This is a genomic window from Microbacterium sp. Nx66 (assembly GCF_904066215.1).
Taxonomy (GTDB): Bacteria; Actinomycetota; Actinomycetes; order Actinomycetales; family Microbacteriaceae; genus Microbacterium; species Microbacterium meiriae.
Window position 1 is genome coordinate 2,398,963 of the sequence record NZ_LR880474.1, and the last position, 16,990, is coordinate 2,415,952.

13 protein-coding genes are annotated in these 16,990 nt (G+C 71.4%); 7 read left to right on the forward strand and 6 right to left on the reverse strand.

The features are described from left to right. Positions 1 to 11: 11 nt before the first annotated feature. The 6 genes from MICNX66_RS11445 (at position 12) to MICNX66_RS11470 (ending at position 8,952) form a co-directional block, all read left to right on the forward strand. A complete protein-coding gene (locus MICNX66_RS11445) occupies positions 12 to 3,347 on the forward strand; it encodes a serine hydrolase (RefSeq protein ID WP_187661987.1) in 3,336 nt (1,111 codons plus the stop codon). Continuing rightward, entirely contained in the window at positions 3,347 to 4,483 is a 1,137-nt protein-coding gene (locus MICNX66_RS11450; protein WP_187661988.1) for a M20/M25/M40 family metallo-hydrolase, read from the forward strand. The genes MICNX66_RS11445 and MICNX66_RS11450 overlap by 1 nt, the downstream gene beginning before the upstream one ends. Positions 4,484 to 4,485: 2 nt before the next feature. After that, positions 4,486 to 5,355 carry a GNAT family N-acetyltransferase gene (locus tag MICNX66_RS11455; protein ID WP_187661989.1) on the forward strand — a complete coding sequence of 290 codons (870 nt, stop codon included), beginning with the start codon at positions 4,486 to 4,488 and terminating at the stop codon, positions 5,353 to 5,355. Then, a complete protein-coding gene (menC, locus tag MICNX66_RS11460; protein WP_187661990.1) occupies positions 5,352 to 6,458 on the forward strand; it encodes an o-succinylbenzoate synthase in 1,107 nt (368 codons plus the stop codon). The genes MICNX66_RS11455 and menC overlap by 4 nt, the downstream gene beginning before the upstream one ends. A gap of 112 nt (positions 6,459 to 6,570) precedes the next feature. Next, on the forward strand, positions 6,571 to 8,232 hold the full coding sequence (locus MICNX66_RS11465) for a PucR family transcriptional regulator (RefSeq protein ID WP_232089248.1): 1,662 nt from the start codon (positions 6,571 to 6,573) through the stop codon (positions 8,230 to 8,232). Positions 8,233 to 8,472: 240 nt separating this feature from the next. Continuing rightward, positions 8,473 to 8,952, forward strand: a complete 480-nt coding sequence (locus tag MICNX66_RS11470) for an Lrp/AsnC family transcriptional regulator (RefSeq protein ID WP_232089055.1) — start codon at positions 8,473 to 8,475, stop codon at positions 8,950 to 8,952. A gap of 46 nt (positions 8,953 to 8,998) precedes the next feature. On the opposite strand, the gene MICNX66_RS11475 is transcribed toward MICNX66_RS11470, so the two are convergent. From MICNX66_RS11475 to rsmA, 3 genes are read right to left on the reverse strand one after another with little or no spacing between them, the layout of a single operon-like run. Next, entirely contained in the window at positions 8,999 to 9,931 is a 933-nt protein-coding gene (locus tag MICNX66_RS11475; protein WP_187661992.1) for a 4-(cytidine 5'-diphospho)-2-C-methyl-D-erythritol kinase, read from the reverse strand. 7 nt (positions 9,932 to 9,938) lie between these two features. After that, positions 9,939 to 11,006, reverse strand: coding sequence for an L-glyceraldehyde 3-phosphate reductase (gene mgrA, locus MICNX66_RS11480; protein ID WP_187661993.1), 1,068 nt, complete (start codon positions 11,004 to 11,006; stop codon positions 9,939 to 9,941). A 9-nt stretch (positions 11,007 to 11,015) separates the two neighbouring features. After that, entirely contained in the window at positions 11,016 to 11,885 is an 870-nt protein-coding gene (gene rsmA, locus MICNX66_RS11485; protein ID WP_187661994.1) for a 16S rRNA (adenine(1518)-N(6)/adenine(1519)-N(6))-dimethyltransferase RsmA, read from the reverse strand. A gap of 97 nt (positions 11,886 to 11,982) precedes the next feature. Here rsmA and MICNX66_RS11490 point away from each other — a divergent pair, with 97 nt between their 5' ends. Further along, positions 11,983 to 13,269, forward strand: coding sequence for an MFS transporter (locus MICNX66_RS11490; protein ID WP_187664194.1), 1,287 nt, complete (start codon positions 11,983 to 11,985; stop codon positions 13,267 to 13,269). Here the strand turns inward: MICNX66_RS11490 and MICNX66_RS11495 are convergent. From MICNX66_RS11495 to MICNX66_RS11505, 3 genes are read right to left on the reverse strand one after another with little or no spacing between them, the layout of a single operon-like run. Further along, the gene (locus MICNX66_RS11495; RefSeq protein WP_187661995.1) at positions 13,248 to 14,144 is read right to left on the reverse strand and encodes a TatD family hydrolase; all 897 of its coding nucleotides are present in this window, start codon (positions 14,142 to 14,144) and stop codon (positions 13,248 to 13,250) included. The genes MICNX66_RS11490 and MICNX66_RS11495 overlap by 22 nt on opposite strands. A 17-nt stretch (positions 14,145 to 14,161) precedes the next feature. Further along, positions 14,162 to 15,739 carry a methionine--tRNA ligase gene (gene metG / locus MICNX66_RS11500; RefSeq protein ID WP_187661996.1) on the reverse strand — a complete coding sequence of 526 codons (1,578 nt, stop codon included), beginning with the start codon at positions 15,737 to 15,739 and terminating at the stop codon, positions 14,162 to 14,164. 49 nt (positions 15,740 to 15,788) lie between these two features. Continuing rightward, on the reverse strand, positions 15,789 to 16,958 hold the full coding sequence (locus MICNX66_RS11505; protein ID WP_136051661.1) for a glycoside hydrolase family 1 protein: 1,170 nt from the start codon (positions 16,956 to 16,958) through the stop codon (positions 15,789 to 15,791). Positions 16,959 to 16,990: the final 32 nt, after the last annotated feature.

Genomic DNA, 16,990 nt, shown 5'->3' on the forward strand with positions numbered 1-16,990 from the left:
TTGGAGTCCTCATGACCCGCGTCACCGTCGACGACCTGCTGGCCCTCCCCACCCCGGAGCAGCCGGCGCTCTCCCCCGACGCCAGCCGCATCGTGTATGCGCTGCGCGGCATCGACCGCGAGGCCGACCGCGAGACCCGCGCGCTCTGGCAGGTCGCCGCCACCGGTGGCACCCCGGTCCCGCTCACCCGCGGCACGGCCGATTCGACCCCGGTCTGGAGCCCGGACGGCACGCAGCTCGCCTTCCTCCGCGCCGAGGACGGCCCGGCGCAGGTCTGGCTCCTGCCCGCCGCGGGCGGCGAGGCCCGGGCCCTCACGACCCTGCCGCTGGGTGCCGGAGCCCCGACATGGAGTCCTGACGGCACCCGCGTCGCCTTCACCGCCCCCGTCGACACCGCAGCGCTGCCCGGCGACGACCGCGACGCCCTGCTCGCCCGCCGCTCCGCCCCCTCCGCGACCGACCGGCTCGGCTACAAGGCCGACGGGGCCGGCGTGCTGGGGACGCTCGTGCAGCAGCTCCACGTCGTCGACGTCGAATCGGGCGCCGTCAGGGTCGTCACCCGGGGCCGCTCGCACGCCTCCGACCCCTTCTGGTCGCCGGACGGCACGCTCCTCGCCTTCTCGACTGCGGACGAGGAGGACGCCGACCTCACGATGCGCATCCCGGTCTTCGTCACGTCCGCCACCGATCCGAACCGGGCCCCCGTGCGCATCAGCGCCGCCGGCGTGCAGGCCACCGCGGTCGGCTGGACGCCCGACGGACGACACGTGGTCGCGGCGGGCCGGCTGGACACCGAGATCGGCAACGCCGACCTCCTGCTCTTCCCTGCGGACGGCGACGGTGCGCCGCGGAACCTCACCGCGTCGGCGGACCGCAACGTCATGCCCGGCGGCCCCGGCTACCCCGGAGGCATGCCGCAGTTCGCGGCGGATGGGCGCCTCGTCTTCTGCCTCCGCGACAACGGCTCCTCGCACGTGTACGCCGTCTCCCCCGAGGGCGGAGAGCCGGAGCCGCTGCTCGCCGGGACCGCGAACGTCTCCGGGCTGTCCGTCGCCGGCACGGCGGCGGCGGTGGTGCTCGCCACCCCCGACTCCTTCGGCGACGTCGCCCTGCTCGACCTCTCCGACGGCACGACCACCGTGCGCGCGGAGTACGGCGTCCCCGACCTCGACCTCCTTCCGGCGGAGGAGCGCCGGTTCACGATCTCGGACGGTACCGTGGTCACCGGCTGGCTGCGCCGCGACCCTGCGACCGAGGGTCCGCTGCCGCTGCTCCTCGACGTCCACGGCGGCCCGCACAACGCCTGGAACGGGGCCGCCGACCTCATCCACCCGTACCATCAGATCCTCGCGCAGCGCGGCTGGGCGATCCTCACGATCAATCCCCGCGGCAGCGACGGTTACGGCGACGCGTTCTTCTCGGCGGTCTCCGGCGGCTGGGGCGTCGAAGACGCGAAGGACTTCCTGGAGCCGATCGACCAGCTCGTCGCGGAAGGCCTGGCCGACCCGGCGCGCCTTGCCGTGACCGGCTACAGCTACGGCGGGTTCATGACCTGCTTCCTCACCTCGCGCGACGACCGCTTCGCGGCGGCCGTCGCCGGCGGCGTCGTCACCGATCTGCTGTCGATGGGCGGCACGTCGGACTTCGGACACCATCTCTCCGCCAAGGAGAACGGCGGCCTGCCCTGGCGCGACCGCGAGAAGATCGCCGCGCAGTCGCCCTACACCCACGTGGACCGGGTGCAGACACCCACGCTGATCCTGCAGGGTGCCGCCGACGACCGCTGCCCTGTGGGTCAGGCCGAGCAGTGGTTCACGGCGCTCCGCGAACGCGGCGTCCCGACGCGGCTGGTGCTGTACCCCGGGGGATCCCACCTGTTCCTCCTGTCCGGGCCGCCCTCCCATCGGGCCGACTACTCGCAGCGGGTCGTCGACTGGGTCGAGCAGTACGCCCCTGCGGCGGGGAAGCCCATCCGTCCGCGGCTTGACGCCCGGCACTGGCAGCAGCGGCTGAGCACGCTGGCCGCCGCGCACAAGGTCCCCGGCGCCACCCTCGGCATCCTCCGGCTGGGCGAGGAGCCCGTCTACGCCCACCACGGCATCCTGAACGTGCGCACGGGCATCGAGACCACCGACGACTCGCTCTTCCAGATCGGCTCGATGGGGAAGGTGTGGACGGCGTCCGCCCTGATGCGGCTCGTCGACGAGGGCCGACTCGATCTCGACACCCCGGTCGTGGAGTACGTGCCGGAATTCGCCTCCTCCGACCCGGAGGTCACCCGGACGGTCACCATGCGGCACCTTCTCAGCCACACCAGCGGCATCGACGGCGACGTGTTCACCGACACCGGCCGCGGCGACGACACCCTGGAGAAGTACGTCGCGCATCTGGACGGCGTCGCGCAGAACCACCCCCTCGGCGCCACGATGTCGTATTGCAACGCGGGCTTCGTCCTCGCCGGACGCGTGATCGAGAAGATCACCGGCACGACGTGGGACCAGGCCATGCGCGACCTGCTCTACGAGCCCCTCGGCCTCACCCACTCCTGCACGCTGCCGGAGGAGGCGGTCATGTTCCGCACCGCCACCGGGCACACCGAGATCGGCGACGACGGCCCCGTGCTCGCTCCGGCGTGGATGCTGCCGCGGTCGATGGGTCCGGCCGGGTTGATCAACTCCACCACCGCCGACGTGCTCGCCTTCGCCCGCATGCACCTGGAGAACGGTCTCGCCGCCGACGGCACGCGGGTGCTGTCCGAGGAGAGCGTGCGCCGGATGCAGCAGCACGAGGTCGATGTCCCCGACCCCTACTCCCTCGGCGACAGCTGGGGCCTCGGCTGGATCCTCTTCGACTGGGACGGGCGCAAGCTCATCGGCCACGACGGCAACACCATCGGGCAGTCGTCGTTCCTGCGGATCCTCCTGGACGAGCAGATCGCGGTCACGCTGCTGACCAACGGCGGCAACACCCGCGACCTGTACGACGAGATCTTCGACGAGATCTTCGCCGAGCTCGCCGACCTCCACCTGCCCACCGGTCTCACCCCGCCCGCGGAACCGTACGTCGACGACTTCTCCGCCTTCGAGGGCGTCTACGACCGCTCCGGCGTCCGCACCGAGATCTTCCGCGACGAGGAGGGGCTGCGCATGCGCACCACGCTGAACGGCCCGCTGGCCGCGCTGCTGCCCGATCCGGTGGAGGAGCACGCCCTCGTGCCCGTGCGCCGGAACGAGTTCGTGATGCGCGCGGAGGGCGAGCAGGCGTGGCATCCCGTCGTCTTCTACTCGCTGCCCACCGGCGAACAGTACCTGCACCACGGCGTCCGTGCCGCACCGAAGGTCTCGTGATGCCGGTGCAGGCGGCCGCCGACCTCGCGGTGGTCCTGGCCGACATCGACACCCTGCTCGCATGCGAGTCGCCGTCGGACGACCGCGCCGCGGTGGCCCGGAGCGCCGACGTCGTGGCCGCGCTCGGCGAACGGCTCCTGGGGGTCGCACCCGAGCGGATCGTGATCGACGGGCGCACGCACCTGCGGTGGCGCTTCGGCCGGGGACCGGCCGCGGTCCTGGTGCTCGGACACCACGACACGGTCTGGCCGCTCGGCTCCCGCGATCGGTTGCCGTCCGGGATCGCCGACGGCGTGCTGCGCGGACCGGGGTGCTTCGACATGAAGACCGGCGTCGTGATGGCGCTGCACGCGGTGGCGGCGCTGGACGACCGCTCCGGGGTGACCATCCTGCTCACGGGCGACGAAGAGCTCGGATCGCCGAGTTCCCGGCAGCTCATCGAGGACGAGGCGCGCGGATGCCGCGCGGCCTTCGTGCTGGAGGCCGCCGCGGAGGGCGGCCATCTGAAGACCGCGCGCAAGGGCGTCTCCCTGTACCGGGTGCACGTCACGGGACGAGCGGCGCATGCGGGGCTGGAGCCGGAACGCGGCGTCAACGCCGGGATCGCGGCGGCGCATCTGCTCCTCGCGGCCGCAGCGCTCGGTGACCCCGCGCGGGGCACGAGCGTGACGCCGACACTGTTGGCAGCGGGGACCACGACGAACACCGTGCCCGCCACGGCGGAGTTCGCGGTGGACGTCCGCGCCTGGACCGTCGCCGAGCAGGAGCGCGTGGACGCCGCGCTGCGTGCGCTGACGCCGCGGCTGGCCGGCGCGACCGTGCGGATCGAGGGCGGCCCGAACCGCCCGCCGCTGGAGGCGGCGCTCTCCGCCGAGCTGTTCGCGCGCGCATCCGCCATCGCGGCGAGCGCCGGGCTGACGCCGTTCGACGGTGTGGCGGTCGGCGGAGCCTCGGACGGCAACTTCACCGCCGGCATCGGCGTCCCGACGCTCGACGGGCTCGGCGCCGTGGGCGGCGGGGCGCACGCCGACGACGAGCACGTGATCGTCGCGCTGATCCCGGAGCGGCTCCTGCTCCTGGAACGGCTGCTGCAGGAGCAGCGGTCCGAGGCGTCGACACCGGGGGAAGGGCGATGACCATGGCGGAGACCGACACCGGCACGGGCGCGATCGCCGCTGCCGCCGCGAGTGCCTCTGCCGCCGCGAGCGCGGCGGGAGTCTCGATCCGGCTCCTCGACGACGTCGAGGACTTCACCCGCGTCTCTGAGCTCTTCCAGAGCATCTGGACGAAGCAGGGCGAAGCCTCCCCCGTCAACGTCGAGACGCTGCGCGCGCTGTCGAAGGCCGGAAGCTACGTCGGCGGCGCGTTCGACGGGCACGAACTCGTCGGCGCCTGCTTCGGGTTCTTCGCCTCGCCCGGTCGGCGCGCCCTGCACAGCCACATCGCCGGGGTGTCCGGACGGATGCGGGGACGCAGCGTGGGTTTCGCGCTCAAGGTGCACCAGCGCGCCTGGGCGCTGTCCGAGGGGCTCGAGGAGATCTCCTGGACTTTCGACCCTCTCATCAGCCGCAACGCGCACTTCAACCTCGTGAAGCTCGCGGCCGAGCCCACCTCGTACCATCGCAACTTCTACGGGCACATGGCGGACGCGCTCAACGGTGCGGACGACACGGATCGCATGCTCGTCACCTGGTACCTGCACGATCCGCGGGTGGTGGCCGCGGCCGGGGGTGCCCCCGGGGCGCCGGATCCGTCTGCGGCGGACGCGGTGCCGCTGCTGTCCGTCGGCGACGACCTCGCCCCGCTGCTCACCCCCACCGACGCCCGTCTGGTCCGCGTCGCCCTCCCCCGCGACATCGAGGCGCTCCGGCTCCGTGACCCTGATCGTGCGACGCGGTGGCGGCTCGCCCTGCGTGCCACGCTCGGCGATCTGCTCGACGCCCGGGGACGCGTGCTCTCGTTCGACCGATCGGGGGCCTACACCATCGACAGAGGAGAACAGGGATGAAGCTCACCGGATTCGAGCTGCGCGTGATCGAGATGCCGCTGGTGTCGCCGTTCCGCACGTCGTTCGGCGTCCAGACCGTGCGGGAGGCGCTGCTCGTGCGCGCCGTGTCCGACGAGGCGGAGGGCTGGGGCGAGGGCGTGGCGATGAACGACCCGCTCTACTCCTCGGAGTACGTCGAGGCGAGCGTCGACGTCATCACCCGCTTCCTCCTCCCCGCCCTGGCCGGAGTGCGCGACCTCGATGCGGCCGGCGTCGCCCCGGCACTCGCACCGTTCAAGGGCCACCGCATGTCGAAGGCCGCGGTGGAGCTGGCTGTGCTCGATGCCGAGCTGCGCGCGACGGGAGTGCCGTTGTCGCGCGAGCTCGGCGCCGTCCGCGACCGTGTCGACTGCGGGGTCTCGGTCGGCATCATGGACTCGATCCCGGAACTGCTCGACGCGGTCGCCGGGTACCTCGACGAGGGGTACGTGCGCATCAAGCTGAAGATCGAACCGGGCTGGGACATCGAGCCCGTGCGTGCGGTACGCGAGCGCTTCGGCGACGACGTGCTGCTGCAGGTCGACGCGAACACCGCGTACCACCGCGGCGACGCCCGCCATCTCGCGCGGCTCGACCCCTTCGACCTGCTCCTCATCGAACAGCCCCTGGACGAGGAGGACCTGCTCGGCCACGCCCAGTTGGCGAAGAGCATGACCACGCCGATCTGTCTCGACGAGTCCATCGTGTCCGCGCGGGCCGCGGCCGACGCCATCGCGCTCGGAGCCTGCTCGATCGTCAACATCAAGCCGGGACGGGTCGGGGGCTACCTCGAGGCCCGCCGCATCCATGACGTCTGCGCGGCCAACGACATCCCGGTGTGGTGCGGCGGCATGCTCGAGACGGGCATCGGACGAGCGGCGAACGTGGCTCTCGCGGCGCTGCCGGGCTTCACCCTCCCCGGGGACACGTCGGGCTCCGGCCGCTACTACTCTCGCGACATCACCGACCCGTTCGTCGTCGAGGACGGCACGCTCACGGTGCCCACGGGGCCCGGGATCGGCGTGACCCCGCACCAGGACGCCCTCGATGACGTCACCGTGCGCACGGAGTGGATCACCTTCTAGCGGACGAGGCGACGCCTCCGGGTCTGTTCGGGGCGACGAAGAATCGCTACTCTTTCGTCGTGCCCCACAGATCCGTGGCCGTTGCCCGGCCCCTAGCCTGGGCCTCGTGCTCATGTCCGTGACGACACGTCCGCGCGCCAGCCTCGGCCGCGTGATCGAAGACCTCGGCACCACCCTGCTCGAGGTCGTCGGCGGTGCCGTCGACGACGACGTCGTGATCGAGACCGTCGTCATCCACGACGTCCTCGACGACGCGATGCCGCTGCGCGGAGCCCTCGTGCTCGGGGTCGGCCTCAGCGAGCCCGAGGAGGTGGCGACGCTGCTGGACACGCTGGGGCAGCAGGGGGCGGCCGCCCTCGTCCTCCGCGCCCCGGTCCGGACCGAGCCCGTGCTCCGCGAAGCCGCGACCGCGACCGGCGTCCCCGTGCTCGCCCTCACCCGCGGCGCTTCATGGGCGCAGCTCGCCGCGATGCTGAGGTCGCTCATCGCGGAAGGGGATGTCGGCGACCAGGCGGCCACGACGCTCGGCGGCATGCCGTCCGGCGATCTGTTCGCTCTCGCCAACGCCATCGCGACGCTGCTCAACGCCCCCGTCACGATCGAGGACCGGAGCTCTCGCGTCGTCGCGTTCTCGGGGCGACAGGACGAAGCGGACCCGGCCCGGATCGAGACGGTCCTCGGGCGTCAGGTCCCCGAGCGCTTCGCCCGCCAGCTCGAGGAGCGGGGCGTCTTCCAGGCGCTGTACCGCAGCGAGGATCCCATCCACGTCGGGCCCGTCCACAACACCGAGGGGCTCCCGTCCTACCCGCGGGTCGCGCTGGCCGTCCGCGCCGGTGACGAGATCCTCGGCTCCATCTGGGCGGCGGTGCAGGAGCCTCTGGCGCCCGACCGCGTTCGCGCGCTGAAGGACTCCGCCGGCCTCGTCGCCTTGCACATGCTGCGGCTCCGAGCGGGCGCCGACGTCGAGCGGCGGCTGCGTGCCGACCTCCTCGCCACGATCCTGGAGGGCGGCCCCGGGGCGGCCGACGCCGTGTCGCGGCTGCGACTCGACGACCACCGCTGCGTCGTGCTCGCGTTGTCCGCGGTCGAGCAGCCGGACGACGATCCGTCCGCCGGAGCCCGCCGCATCGCCGAGCGCCACAGGGTCGCCGACGCGTTCGCCGTGCATCTCGGCGCCGTGTACCTCCGCTCCGCCGTGGCGCTCATCGGCGATGTCGTGTACGCGGTCGTCGCCCTGCGGCCGGAGACGGGGACCGCGGAGGGCGCGGGCGATGCGGACGCCAGAGCCGCCCGCGTGGCCACCGACTTCCTCGGCCGCCTCGGCGCCGCCGAGGACATCCGCATCGGCGTGGGGACCGTGGCCCCCGACGCCTCCGGGATCCCCGCCTCCCGGGCCAACGCCGACCGGGCGCTGCGGGTGGGGCGGCACGCCTCCTCTGCGGAGCCGGTGGCCCTGTTCACGGCCGTGCAGATGGAGGCCCTCCTCGTCGAGCTCGGCGACCTCGTCCGCGCGCGCGGTGACCAGCCCACCGGTCCGGTCGCGAAGCTGCTCGCGCAGGACCGCGAACGAGGGACGCACCTGGTCGAGACCCTGCGGGCCTGGCTCGACGCCTTCGGCGACGTCGCCGTGGCCTCAGCCCGCGTCTACACGCATCCGAACACGTTCCGCTATCGGCTGCGCCGGCTCGCGGAGATCGGCGGGATCGATCTGTCCGACCCGGACGCGCGTTTCTCGGCGATGGTGCAGCTGCGCCTGCTCGCCCCGGAGTCCTGAGCCCGACGGCGGGGCCTCTCCGCCCGCCCCGGCACGGACCAGGGCGGGCGGCCGGGGAGCTCGTGGCTCCGCCGCTGTTCGTCCCTCCCGACGACTCGTGACCGATGGGGGAACGCCGCAGGCGTCCGCTCGTGACCGACACCCTGCGTATGTGACAATCAGTTGAACAGACGACGATCGATCAGACCAGAGCCGGAACTCTGGTTGATCGATCTGACCAATCCACCACGGGTGGGGACGATGACGGTGAACGATATGGCCACTCTGCTCGACGCGACCGATCGCCGTATCCTCGCCGTGCTCGACACCGACCCGCGACGTCCGGTCGCCCTCATCGCTCAGGATTTGGGTCTTGCCCGCGGGACCGTGCATGCGCGCCTCGAACGTCTGGAGTCGAGCGGCCGACTGCGCCCGCACAGCGCCCGTGTCCTCCCCGCGGCACTCGGCCGCGGCGTGGCGGCATCGATCCTCGTGGAGTTGGACCAGCATCAGATCACCGCCGCCATCGAGGCGCTCAGCCGCATCCCCGAGGTGCTGGAGTGCTTCGCCCCCGCCGGGGACACCGACCTGCTCCTGCGCGTCGTCGCGACCAGCCCCGACGACCTCTACCGCGTGGCCGAAGTCGTGCGCCTGTGCCCCGGCATCCTGCGCACGTCGACGAGCCTGTTCCTCCGTGAGGTCATCCCGTATCGCGTGAGTGCACTCCTGCAGGCGGAGTGAGCGGGGCCGCGCGCAGGACGGGACCCGCGCGTGAACGCGCGCGGGCTCAGCCGATGATGCGGGCTCCGGGCACGGCGCCGTGCACGTGCAGTGGATCGAGGCCGCCTTCGCGGAGAGCCGTCTGCACCGCCTGCGCGGACTCGGGATCCGCGCAGAGCAGCGCCACGGTCGGCCCTGATCCCGAGACGAGGCCGTGCAGCGCACCGGCCGCGACCCCGCGTTCGATGGTGTGGGCCAGATCCGGTCGCAGGTCCAGGGCGGCCGCCTGGAGGTCATTGTGGAGCGCGTCCGCGAGCTGCCAGGCATCTCCGGTCCGCAGCGCCTGCAGCACCGGGATCGGCACGTCGAGCGAGAGCGGCGGGTCGTCGGCGAGCGCGCCCTCCTCCTCGCGCAGCTCATCGAGCCGGGTGTACACGGCGGGGGTGGACAGTCCCTCGTCGCTGGTCACCAGCAGCCAATCGAAGCGGCCGCGGGCGAGGGCCGGATTCAGCTGATCGCCGCGGCCGGTGCCGACGGCGGTGCCGCCGTGCAGCGCGAACGGCACGTCGGCGCCGAGCCGCGCGGCCAGATCGTGCAGCCGTGCAGCCGAGAGTCCCGTGCCCCAGAGGGCATCGCACGCGACCAGCGCGGCTGCCGCGTCCGCGGAACCGCCGCCCATGCCGCCCGCGACGGGGACGCTCTTGCGGATCCGCAGCGCCACCCCGCCCGGATGATCGGTCGCCATGGCCAGCAGCTTGGCCGCGCGCATCGCGAGGTTCCGGTCGTCGAGCGGAACCGAGCCGTCGTCCTCCACGCCTGACACCGTGAGGGAGAAGTCGTCGGCCTCCCTGGCGATCACGTCCTCGTAGAGCGACACCGCCTGGAAGACCGTTGCGAGGGCGTGATAGCCGTCGTCATGGCGTCCGCCGACCCCGAGGTAGACGTTGATCTTCCCCGGCGCGCGCACGTGCACGGACCGGGAGGACGCGGCGAGGCTCATGAGCGGATCACAGGTCCGACGAGGTCGCCCACAGGTTGACGTCGATGGCGCCGGCGAGCTCGTCGATGCGGCGGAGTTCCTCGTCGGTGAAGGCGGGGCCGTCCAGGGCCGCGAGGTTCTCGTCGAGCTGCTCCGTGCGGGACGCTCCGATGAGAGCAGAGGCGACGACCGGGGTACGCAGCGTCCACTGCAGGGCGAGCTGTGCGAGCGACTGTCCCCGGCCCTGGGCGACCTCGTTCAGCGCGCGGAGCGTCTGGACGGCGTCATCGGTCAGTTTGCCCTTCGGCAGCGAACCGCGCTGCTGCGCGCGCTCGGCGGTGCCGTCACCGAGGTACTTGTCGGTGAGCAGCCCCTGGGCGAGCGGGGTGAAGGCGATGGCGCCGAGGCCCGACTCCTCGAGGGTCTGCGTGAGGCCGTCCTCGATCCAGCGGTTGAGGATCGAGTACGCGGGCTGGTGGATGACGAGCGGCGTCCCCAGCTCCTTCGCCACGGCGACGGCCTCGGCCGTGCGCTCGGCGCTGTAGGAGGAGATGCCGACATACAGCGCCTTGCCCTGGCGGACCAGGGTGTCGAGAGCACCGACCGTCTCGGCGATCGGGGTGACCGGGTCGACGCGGTGCGAGTAGAAGATGTCGACGTAGTCCAGCCCCATGCGCGTGAGGGACTGCTCCGCGCTCGCGAGGATGTACTTCCGGCTCGCGTAGTCGCCGTACGGGCCGGGCCACATGTCCCAGCCGGCCTTCGACGAGATGATCAGCTCGTCGCGGTACGGACGCAGGTCCTCCGCGAAGATGCGACCGAAGTTCTTCTCGGCGGAGCCGTACGGCGGGCCGTAGTTGTTCGCCAGGTCGAAGTGCGTGATCCCGTGATCGAACGCGTGGCGCAGGAGCGCCCGCTGGTTGTCGAGTGGGATGTTGTCGCCGAAGTTCCACCAGAGCCCGAGCGAGATCGGGGGGAGGTACAGGCCGGAGGAGCCGACCTGACGGTAGGCGAACCGTCCGTAGCGGCCCTCGTCGGCGGCGTACGGACGGTGCAGCTCGGGGACATCGGGGCGGAAGCGGGGGGAGTCGGTCACCGTGCCAGATTAGCCGCTGACGCCGGAACCCTCGATCGCCGTTGCGTGCTGGGCGATCCGCTGGTAGTCGTCGACCGTGAGGTCCTCCCCGCGGGCCGTCGGGGCGACGCCGGCGGCGGTCAGCACCTCGATCGCCGCGGCGGAGCTGCCGAAGACCCCGGAGAGGGCCTGCCGCAGCATCTTGCGGCGCTGGTTGAAGGCCGCATCGACGATCGCGAAGGTGCGTCGGCGCTCCTCCACCGGTCCGCGCTCCCCCTCGGAGCGGTCGAAGCCGACGAGGAGGCTGTCCACGTTCGGCACCGGCCAGAAGACCTGCCGGGAGACGTTCCCGGTGAGCTTCCACTCGCCGTACCAGGCGGCCTTGACGCTCGGCGAGCCGTAGATCTTCGATCCGGGCTTCGCGGCCAGGCGCTCGGCCACCTCGGCCTGCACCATCACGACGCCCCGCTGCAGGTACGGGAAGGTCTCCAGGAAGTGCAGCAGGACGGGCACCGACACGTTGTACGGCAGGTTCGCGACGAGGACGGTCGGCTCGCCCGGCAGCTCCGTCACGCGGAGGGCGTCCGCGTCGACCACCGTCAGCATCCCCTCCGGCACGCCGTGCTCGGCCGCGGTCTGCGGCAGGCGGGCGGCCAGGCGGTGGTCGATCTCCACGGCGGTGACCGCGGCCCCCGCCTCGAGGATCGCGAGGGTCAGGGACCCGAGTCCCGGTCCGACCTCCACCACCCGCTCCCCCTGCTGCACGCGGGCGGCCTGGACGATCTTGCGGACGGTGTTCGCGTCGACGACGAAGTTCTGCCCGAGCTTCTTGGTGGGGGTGACATCGAGCTCGGCGGCCAGACGGCGGATCTCGGTGGCCCCGAGCAACGTGACGGTCATGGATCCATTCTCCCGGATGACGAGCCGTGCCCGGATCCTGGGTGGGTTCCTGGGTGAGTTCCTCGGCAGTGTCCGTGATCATCGCTATCCTTCGGAGGTGCCCTCCCTCGGTGAACTGATCGCTCCGCGGCGCCTGGGCAGGGATTTCCGCTGGCTGCTCGCGTCGTCGTGGACGAGCAACATCGGAGACGGAGTGGCGCTGGCCGCCGCTCCCCTGCTCATCGCTTCGATGACGTCGTCGCCGATCCTCGTGGCCTCCGGTGCCATCCTGCAGTTCCTGCCGTGGCTGCTCTTCGGCCTGCACGCCGGGGCGATCGCCGACCGCTTCGATCGGCGGCGCCTGGTGATGACCGCCAATGCCGTGCGCGCCGTCGTGCTCGCCGCCCTCTGCGTGTTCCTCGTGACGGGAACGGCGAACATCGGGATCGTGCTGGCCGTCGCGTTCCTCTACGGCACCGCGGAGGTCTTCGTCGACACCGCGGGGAGCACGTTGCTGCCGATGCTCGTGAAGCCGGCTGACCTCGGCATCGGCAACGCACGGCTGCAGGCGGGATATCTCGTGGCGAACCAGTTCGCCGGACCGCCGCTGGGCGCCTTCCTCTTCGCCGCCGGGAGCGCGTGGCCGTTCCTCGTCGAAGTCCTGTGCGTGACGCTCGCCATCGTCCTGATCTCCCGGATGGCGCGCACCCCCGTGCCGCCGCGGGAGACCGAGACCCACCCGCCGGTGCACACCGACATCGCGGAGGGGCTGCGCTGGCTGTGGCGCAACCCGCCGGTGCGGATGCTCGTGCTCATCATCCTCGTCTTCAACGTGACGTGGGCCGCACCGTGGGGCGTGCTCGTGCTCTACGCCACCGAGCACCTGCAGATGGGGCCCGTGGGCTACGGCGCCCTCACCACGGCGTCCGCGGCGGGCGGCATCGTCGCGACGCTGAGCTTCGGCTGGCTGGAGCGGCACGTGTCCTTCGCGACCCTGATGCGCATCGTGCTCTCGCTCGAAGTGCTCATGCACCTCGCCTTCGCGCTGACCACCACGGGCACGGTCGCCCTCGTCATCATGTTCTTCTTCGGCGCGTACGCCTTCGTGTGGGGCACGATCTCCACGACCGTCCGGCAGCGACTCGTCCCCGCGTCCCTGCAGGGGCGCGTCGCCTCGGTCAACATGGTCGGCGTCTTCGGCGGCATGATCGTCGGCCAGGCCCTCGGCGGCGTCATCGCGCAGACCTGGGGCCTGACGGCACCGTGGTGGTTCGCGTTCGGCGGGGCGGCGATCACCCTGGTGCTGGTGTGGAAGCCCATCTCGCACATCGTCAGTGCGAAGCCCGTCGCCGAGACGGGGCCGGACGACGTCGAGCCGGAGGATCAGTCGGCGAACGAGCCGTAGACCCGGAGGGTGTTCTCGGCGAGCTGCGCGGAGAGATCGTCCACGTCCAGGCCGAGCTCCGCGGCCAGGAATCGCACCGTGAGCGGCACGAGGTACGGCGCGTTCGGGCGGCCCCGCAGCGGGACCGGCGTGAGGAACGGGGCGTCCGTCTCGACGAGGAGGCGGTCGAGCGGCGTGACCTTGAGGGCGTCCCGCAGGTTCTGCGCGTTCTTGAACGTCACGTTCCCGGCGAACGAGAGGTAGTACCCGGCATCGGCGCAGACCCGCGCCATCGCCTCGTCCCCCGAGAAACAGTGGAACACGGTGCGCTCGGGAGCGCCGACCCGCGTCAGCGTCTCGAGCACGGCCTCGTGCGCATCCCGGTCGTGGATCTGCATCGCGATGCCGTGCTTCTTCGCGAGCGCGATGTGCGCCTCGAAGGAGGCGAACTGCGGAGCGCGGCGCTCCGGCTCGGTGCGGAAGAAGTCGAGCCCGGTCTCGCCGATCGCGCGCGTGCGCGGATGCGCGGCGAGCTCGTCGATCACGGCGAGCGCCTCGTCGAGACGGCCCTCCTCCGCGTACGTCGGGGCGTCGTTCGGGTGGATGGCGACCGCGGCGAGGACGCGCGGATCGGAGTGGGCGGCCTCGACCGCCCAGCGGGACGACTCGATGTCTCCGGACGCCTGCACGACCCCGATGACGCCGACGGCCTCGGCCCGGTCGAGCTGGGCTTTGAGGGAAAGCCCCTGGGTCCCTGAGCCTGTCGAAGGGCCATCGGCGATCTCGAGGTGCGCGTGATTGTCGTAGACGGGCACGGCGAGGGGTTCCGGGGCCGCCGGGTAGGTCCGATCCTTGCGCCCGTCGCCCGAGCGCTCGCGCACGTAGGTCTCCGCCATGGTGTCCTGCCCGGATGTCAGGCCGTGGACTCCACGCGCGGGAACAGCGGCGCGAGGCCGTTGACGCTCGTGCCCGGCTTCAGCACGCCCCAGGCGCCGGCCTCGCGGATCGGCTGGTCCTGCAGGCGGCCGAGGGTCTCCGCGGCGCCGAGGGCGATCCACAGCTTCTCGGTGGACTGCGGCATCACCGGCGACAGCAGCACGGCGAGCGCGCGCAGCCCCTCGGCGCACGTGTAGAGCACGGTGCCCAGACGCTCGCGCTGGTCCTCGTCGCGGGCGAGCGCCCACGGCTCGTTCTCGGTGATGTACCCGTTGAGCGCGTCGACGATGGTCCAGATCGCGGAGATGGCCTCGTCGATGCGGAACTGGCCGATCGCGGCGTCCGCCTTCGTCGCGGCGTCCGCCACGATCTTCTGGATCGCGAGATCCGCCTCGGTGTACGCGGCCGCCGGCGGCACGATGCCCTCGAAGTACTTCTCGATCATCGCGGTCGTGCGCGAGGCGAGGTTGCCGAAGCCGTTCGCGAGCTCGGCCTGGTACCGGGCGGAGAGGTCCTCCCAGGAGAAGGAGCCGTCCTGACCGAACGCGATCGCGGACAGGAAGTAGAAGCGGTACGCGTCGGAGCCGAAGACGTCGGTGATCTCGGTCGGCGCGATACCCGTGAGCTTCGACTTCGACATCTTCTCGCCGCCCACGAGCAGCCAGCCGTGCGCGAACACGCCCTTCGGGACGTCGAGCCCCGCCGCCATCAGCAGCGCGGGCCAGATCACGGCGTGGAAGCGCAGGATGTCCTTGCCGACCACGTGGTAGGCGGGCCAGCGGCGCTCGAAGGTCTCCTCGTCGGAGCCGTAGCCGACGGCCGTGGCGTAGTTGAGCAGCGCGTCGACCCACACGTAGATGACGTGCGACTCGTCCCACGGCAGCGGGATGCCCCAGTCGAAGGTCGAGCGGGAGATCGAGAGGTCCTTGAGGCCCTGGCTCACGAACGAGACGACCTCGTTGCGCGCCGAGTCGGGCCGCACGAAGTCGGGCTCGGTCTTGTAGAGCTCGAGCAGGCGGTCCTGGAACTCGCTGAGCTTGAAGAAGTAGTTCTTCTCCTGCAGCAGCTCGAGCGGCTTCGAGTGGATCGCGCAGACCTTCAGCCCCTCGAACGGACCCGTGCCGTCGACGATCTCCGATTCCGGCTTGAACTCCTCGCAGCCCACACAGTAGAGCGCCTCGTACTCTCCCGCGTAGATGTACCCGCGGTCGTACAGGCGCTGGAAGAACGTCTGCACGTTCGCCTCATGCCGCTCCTGAGTGGTGCGGATGAAGTCGTCGTTCGCGACGTCGAGGGTCTTCAGCAGCGGGAACCAGCTCTCGCTGACGAGCTTGTCGACCCATTCCTGCGGGGTGACGCCGTTCGCCGCCGCGGCCCGCAGCATCTTCTGACCGTGCTCGTCCGTGCCCGTGAGCATCCATGTGTCGTCCCCCGCCTGACGGTGCCACCGCGCGAGGGTGTCGACGGCCACCGTCGTGTACCCGTGGCCGATGTGCGGCACATCGGAGGGGTAGTAGATGGGCGTGGTGATGTAGAAGGAGTCGCCAGCGGGCATGGGGACAATTCTAGGTGCCCCCATGCCCGTGGTTACGCCGTGCGGCTCGTCAGAGCCCATTGCGGCGGGCGACCTCGCCGAGCCAGGCCAGCGAGGGCTTCGGGAACCGCTCGAAGGTCTCGTGGTCGAAGCCGATGAGACCGAACGTCGGCCGGAATCCGCTCGCCCATTCGTAGTTGTCCAGCGCGCTCCAGTGCTGGTAGGCGCGGACCTCGATGCCGTCGCTGATGGCGCGGTGCAGCCCCTCCAGCGCCCCCTGCGTGTAGGCGATGCGCCGGGTGTCGTCGGCCGTGGCGATGCCGTTCTCCGTGACGAGCACGGGCACGCCGCCGCTGCGCTCCCACGCGCTGCGCACGCCCAGCTCGAGGGCCTCGGGGAAGAACTCCCAGCCCGTGAGTGTCGTCTCCACATCCGGCGACACCGGCAGCGGACCCTCCGGACCGATGAACGTGCGCGTGTAGGCCTGCACGCCCACGAAGTCGTCGCCGGCGGACTGCTCCAGGTACCAGTGGTCACGCGGGTCGCCGTACGTCGCGAGCATCTCGTCCGCGCCGGGCTCGCCTGTGGAGTGGAACGCCTGGGTGGCGATCGTCCACCCCGCCTGCACCCCGGGCACCGTGTGCAGGATCTCGGACGCGCGCCGGTGGGCCGTCAGCAGGGTGTCCGCGACGCCGAGGTCGGGGTTCGGGAGGCCGTAGGCGACGAGGTTCGCCGCGTCCTCTCCCCCGGCCAGCATCGCCGCGATGTTCGGTTCGTTGATCGTGCACACGTAGCGCACCCCATCGAGGATCGGCAGCACCGTCTCGACGTAGCGGGAGAACAGGTCCACCGCGTCGTCCGCACGCCAGAAGCCGTCCTTCTGGAACCACTGCGGCACCGTGAAGTGCATGAGGGTGACCGTCGGGTCCAGACCGTTCTCCCGCGCGGTGTCGATCATCCGGCGGTAGTGGTCGAGCATCGCCCGCGAGACGAACCCGCGCTCCGGCTCGATCCTCGCCCACTCGACCGAGAAGCGATAGGAGTTCAGCCCCGCCTCGGCGAGCAGCCGCATGTCCTCCGGATACCGGTGGAAGTGGTCGGCGGCGTCACCGGAGGGCTCGACCATGGTCGAGTCCGGCGCGTGTTCCATCGCCCACCAGTTGCTGGTGGTGTTGTTGCCCTCCACCTGGTGGGCGGCGGTCGCGGCGCCCCAGAGGAAGCCGTCGGGGAATGCGAGCACGGATGCGCTCCTCTCTCTTTCTTGCAGTCTTT

Coding starts and splice junctions, on each gene's coding strand:
- MICNX66_RS11475 (WP_187661992.1), bottom strand. CDS start 9,931: ATGAGCCTCGCCGCGTCCTCCCGGTCCGTGCACGTGCGCGCGCCGGGG.
- rsmA (WP_187661994.1), bottom strand. CDS start 11,885: ATGACCGTCACGTTGCTCGGGGCCACCGAGATCCGCCGTCTGGCCGCC.
- MICNX66_RS11450 (WP_187661988.1), top strand. CDS start 3,347: ATGCCGGTGCAGGCGGCCGCCGACCTCGCGGTGGTCCTGGCCGACATC.
- metG (WP_187661996.1), bottom strand. CDS start 15,739: ATGCCCGCTGGCGACTCCTTCTACATCACCACGCCCATCTACTACCCC.
- menC (WP_187661990.1), top strand. CDS start 5,352: ATGAAGCTCACCGGATTCGAGCTGCGCGTGATCGAGATGCCGCTGGTG.
- MICNX66_RS11445 (WP_187661987.1), top strand. CDS start 12: ATGACCCGCGTCACCGTCGACGACCTGCTGGCCCTCCCCACCCCGGAG.
- MICNX66_RS11465 (WP_232089248.1), top strand. CDS start 6,571: ATGTCCGTGACGACACGTCCGCGCGCCAGCCTCGGCCGCGTGATCGAA.
- MICNX66_RS11470 (WP_232089055.1), top strand. CDS start 8,473: ATGACGGTGAACGATATGGCCACTCTGCTCGACGCGACCGATCGCCGT.
- MICNX66_RS11495 (WP_187661995.1), bottom strand. CDS start 14,144: ATGGCGGAGACCTACGTGCGCGAGCGCTCGGGCGACGGGCGCAAGGAT.
- MICNX66_RS11455 (WP_187661989.1), top strand. CDS start 4,486: ATGGCGGAGACCGACACCGGCACGGGCGCGATCGCCGCTGCCGCCGCG.